Raw genomic sequence first — 3,846 nt, 5'->3', positions numbered from 1 at the left:
GTCGTAGGCGTACGTCACCTCCTGGGAGAGCGACTGCGTCACCGACGTGAGCCTCGAGAGAGCATCGTACGCGTATACGGTGTCTTGCAGCAGGGGGTCCGTGACCTTCGTCACGTTGCCTGCCGCGTCGTAGCGGAAGGCGGTCGTCAGGCCCTCGGCAACCTGCTCCACTTCGATGAGACGGTCGAGATCGTCGTAGCGGAACAGCGTCTGGCGGCTCTTCGCATCCAGGTGGCCGGCCCTGCGAAGCTGGTACCAGCCTCCTGTCGAGGCTAACTCAGAGGCTGGTACCAGCTTCGCAGGGCCGGCCAGTTGTCACCCGTCACCAGGTGGACGATGACCGCTACGAGCACAAACAGGAGCACCGCTCGCACGCGGCGCTCCCTGGAATCGACGATGTGGTCGCCGCGAACCCAAGCCAGGGCACGGGTCGCCCGTCGTCCGCTCTCCCCCAAGACCCAGCTGCTCCTCACTGCAGCGGGCGCACCCCTCCACGAGCCGCCCCAGCCGCGGCACAGGGTAACGAAACGACATCCAAGAGAACCCCGCCCCCCCTCGCACGGTTGAGGAGCCGCCCAGCCTCAGTATCCTGTGCCCGCTTCTGGGCCTTTCGTTGAAGGGGGTGGGCATGCTGCGAGCCCGTTGGAATCGGGTCGGGCGTGAGAATCGGGTCCGGATCGGGCTCGCCGTGGTGTTGGCACTCGTGCTGGCGGTCCTCCTCGGCATGGAGAACCCGTTCGAGGCGGGGATCGGCATCCGAGAAGCCGAGGGACGAAAGCCCAAACCCCTGGACTGGTGGGCGAGCTACGGCTGGCCTTTCGCCGCCGCGAGTGCGGTTTTCCTGCTTGCGCTGCTGGCCAGCGTATGACGTGCCAGGGGATTTTCGGACCAGCTGAAACCTGAGAAGATGGCTTCCGGGACGGAGGAAGCCATGAAGAAAAGTCGATTCAGCGAAGAACAGATGGTCAAGATCCTGCGCGAGGCGGACAAGGGTCCGGTGGCGCGGGTGGCCAAGAAGCACGGCGTCAGCGAGCAGACGATCTACGCCTGGCGCAAGCGCTTTGGGGCGCTGGAGGCGGTGGACGTGAAGCGCCTTCGCCAGCTCGAGCAAGAGAACGCGAAGCTCAAGAAACTCGTGGCGGAGCGCGACCTCGAGATTGATGTGATGAAAGAGGTCGCGCGAAAAAAATGGTAGGCGCGCCGGCTCGACGGAAGCAGGTCGCGTACGTGCGAAGGCGCGGGATCTCGCTCCGTCGTTCGTGCGCGCTACTCGGAGTCGCGAGGTCGACGATCGGATACGAGTCGGCGCTGGCCCAGCGTGATGCACCTGTGATCGCAGCGATGCGAGAGCTTTCCGCGCAGTATCCTCGGTTCGGCTACCGCCGGATCCAGGTCTTTCTTGCGCGCCAAGGTCTCACCATGAGCGCTGACCGCGCCTATCGCATCTGGAAGAAGGCCGGGCTGCAGGTCCCCCGTCGGAGGCCGAGGCGTCGGGTGGCGACGGGCCGGCCTCCGACGCTTCCTGCGGCCGGTGCAAATCAGGTCTGGGCCTACGACTTCGTGTTCGATGCCTGCGCCAACGGCCAGCAGCTCAAGTGCCTCACCGTGATCGACGAGTACACGCGGGAGTGCCTGGCGATCGACGTGGCTGGGAGCATTCGATCTCCGCGTGTCATCGAAGTGCTCTCGAAGCTCGTCAGCGTTCGCGGAGCGCCGACCTACCTGCGATCCGACAACGGCCCCGAGTTCGTCTCCAGGGCGGTGTTGCAATGGCTGCTCGACGCGGGGATCGAGACTGCGCCGATCGACCCCGGGAAGCCTTGGCAGAACGGAGCGAACGAAAGCTTCAACGGAAAGTTCCGAGACGAGTGTCTCGGGATGCAGTGGTTCAAGAACCGAATCGATGCGAAGATCGCCATCGAGGACTGGCGGAAGATGTACAACGGGGTTCGACCTCATTCGAGCCTCGGCAATCTCACGCCGACGGAGTACGCCCGGAAAACTCCAATCAAGAGCCCGGAGGTGGCCGTCTTCTAGGAATCGTTGGTCCGAAGAAACCAGGCAGGTCACGTACCCCGCTGGCTGGGGCGAGCCGAAGCGGACGTGCGAGAGACCTTCGTGCCGCCCGCCATCTCGCGAGTGGGTGTCGCACTCGTAGTGCTCGCCATGCTCGTCGCGGGCGGGCTCGCCATCCCGCGGCTCTCCATGAGTTTTTGGGATGACGAAACCTACACCGTGGGCAACCACATCGTCGGACGCTGGAAGATCGATGAGCGCGACGGAAGCTACGAGTTCAAACGCCTCAAGTGGCCGGACGCGTTCTTCGCCTACTCCACCGCGAACAACCACGTGGGCTTCACCCTTCTCTCGCGGCTCACCTCGCGAATCGCCTGGTCGGGAGGCAAGCCCGACGATCGAATGATCCATGAAGGCGCCGTCCGGGCCCCGGCCTTCGCAGCCGGTGTTCTCTCGATTGGCGCGCTCGCATGGCTCCTGTGGCGGGCAGGTTTCGGAACGGCCGGCGTACTGGCGGCCTGGCTGCTGGCGTTGCATCCCTGGCTTCTCCGCTACCTGGCCGAGGCACGGGGTTATGCCATGGCCATGCTGTTGGGAAGCGTCGTCGCGCGCATAGGTAGATCAAGAGGGGTTTTCCTCTGTCCGGCCATGTAGCGGGATGGCAAAGCGCCCGAATTCGGGAGCGATCAGGCCCGATCCGGGAACGTGCGGACAACCAGCAATTTGTGTCAATTTGCTGACCTCCACCTGACTTCAAATTGGATAATTCAGTTTCCAATTTGAGACAGAAGGTCCGGATTTATCACGAGATTACGCACACCAAGTGCGTGATCTTCTTTGAAGACATTTCCTTGCAACCATTCATCAACAGAGGAAATGCTCGCTTTGGCAACCTTGGGACGCACACTCCATGTTACCTGAAACGGCGATCCCTTTTCGTTGTAGCCGGGGCCGGTTGTTGATCCAGCGTAAACAATAGGTGTGCCAGTATCGGTTGGGATGTTGGTTGCCTGATGTAATCCATTTACCACCTCATGATGTGCTAGAATTGTGAAATCGCGAGCGCTATCGTCATTCACCAACACATAAACCTGTGTCTCTACGCGCAGTTGCGGGTTCTTGATGGCCTCACTCAAGCAAGAACCCAAGGTCGCACCCGGCGTGACTTTGGCGGTTGTGTGCACGTAGTGAACTTCAATGGTATCGCCAGGTTGCAGATTGCCGTGCTTGCTTGCACCAACTTTCTTGCTGTAGTGGGTCACTTCCGCTTCGCTCAGTTTACCGCTGTATTTGAAGCCGGTTCCGTATCCGTGACCATCGCCGTTACCAGCATATGTCGTGAACTCACCGCCTTTGTGCTCCGCATTCTCATGAAAGTGGATGTTGCATAAATTCATAGCTGTGTGACTGGGAGCAGCTTCGAATGCGCGTGAATTTACGCCTTTCGCTGCATCTATATCACGGGGCGATTGTGGACCAAAACCGGCACCCTTTGTATTCTTGGCAAGCATTTCGCGCTGGCCGGAAATAACTTCATCGGTGGCGGCTTTGTGTTCGCCAGATGCCGCCCCAGCAGCGTTTGTCGCAAGAGCTAGCAAAAAAGCGCATATTGCAAGTGCTGAATATGGATTCTTCATGGGATTATCCCTTTGTGATGTACGAGGACTGCGGCTGAAACTGCCTTTTGGATGGGGATGTCCCGTCCGCTGTTGATCTTCTCTGAGCGGCGGCTCCGGTTTGAATCCTAGGCGACGCGCTTTGCAGTCGCCTCTTCGCTGGTTTCGGACACGGTGAGAGCTCGGACGAGCTTCTCGATGTCGCGCCACCCTT

General features: G+C 60.6%; 6 protein-coding genes. 3 read left to right on the top strand and 3 right to left on the bottom strand.

The window, feature by feature from the left end; all coding sequences use genetic code 11:
* Both GY937_06950 and GY937_06945 read right to left on the bottom strand, forming a co-directional pair.
* A partial coding sequence (locus GY937_06950; protein MCP5056452.1) for an RHS repeat protein occupies positions 1 to 171 on the bottom strand: 171 nt, incomplete at its 3' end.
* 101 nt (positions 172 to 272) lie between these two features.
* Positions 273 to 455 carry a hypothetical protein gene (locus tag GY937_06945; protein ID MCP5056451.1) on the bottom strand — a complete coding sequence of 61 codons (183 nt, stop codon included), beginning with the start codon at positions 453 to 455 and terminating at the stop codon, positions 273 to 275.
* Between the two features lie 173 nt (positions 456 to 628).
* On the opposite strand from GY937_06945, the gene GY937_06940 reads away from it, so the two are divergent.
* From GY937_06940 to GY937_06930, 3 genes are all read left to right on the top strand, one after another.
* A complete protein-coding gene (locus GY937_06940; protein MCP5056450.1) occupies positions 629 to 868 on the top strand; it encodes a hypothetical protein in 240 nt (79 codons plus the stop codon).
* A gap of 63 nt (positions 869 to 931) precedes the next feature.
* A protein-coding gene (locus tag GY937_06935; protein ID MCP5056449.1) for an IS3 family transposase occupies positions 932 to 2,037 on the top strand; the annotation gives its coding sequence in 2 pieces (ribosomal slippage) (positions 932 to 1,178 and positions 1,178 to 2,037; 1,107 coding nt in all).
* Between the two features lie 6 nt (positions 2,038 to 2,043).
* Positions 2,044 to 2,670, top strand: coding sequence for a hypothetical protein (locus tag GY937_06930; protein MCP5056448.1), 627 nt, complete (start codon positions 2,044 to 2,046; stop codon positions 2,668 to 2,670).
* A gap of 113 nt (positions 2,671 to 2,783) precedes the next feature.
* Here GY937_06930 and GY937_06925 read toward each other — a convergent pair whose 3' ends face one another.
* Entirely contained in the window at positions 2,784 to 3,653 is an 870-nt protein-coding gene (locus GY937_06925; protein MCP5056447.1) for a hypothetical protein, read from the bottom strand.
* Between the last annotated feature and the right edge of the window lie 193 nt (positions 3,654 to 3,846).

It is taken from the genome of bacterium (assembly GCA_024228115.1).
In the GTDB taxonomy this organism is placed as follows: domain Bacteria; phylum Myxococcota_A; class UBA9160; order UBA9160; family UBA6930.
This window is presented reverse-complemented; position numbering and strand designations above follow the sequence as displayed.

Excerpts from the sequence above, each read along its gene's own strand:
- GY937_06940 (MCP5056450.1), top strand. The coding sequence starts at position 629 with ATGCTGCGAGCCCGTTGGAATCGGGTCGGGCGTGAGAATCGGGTCCGG.
- GY937_06925 (MCP5056447.1), bottom strand. The coding sequence starts at position 3,653 with ATGAAGAATCCATATTCAGCACTTGCAATATGCGCTTTTTTGCTAGCT.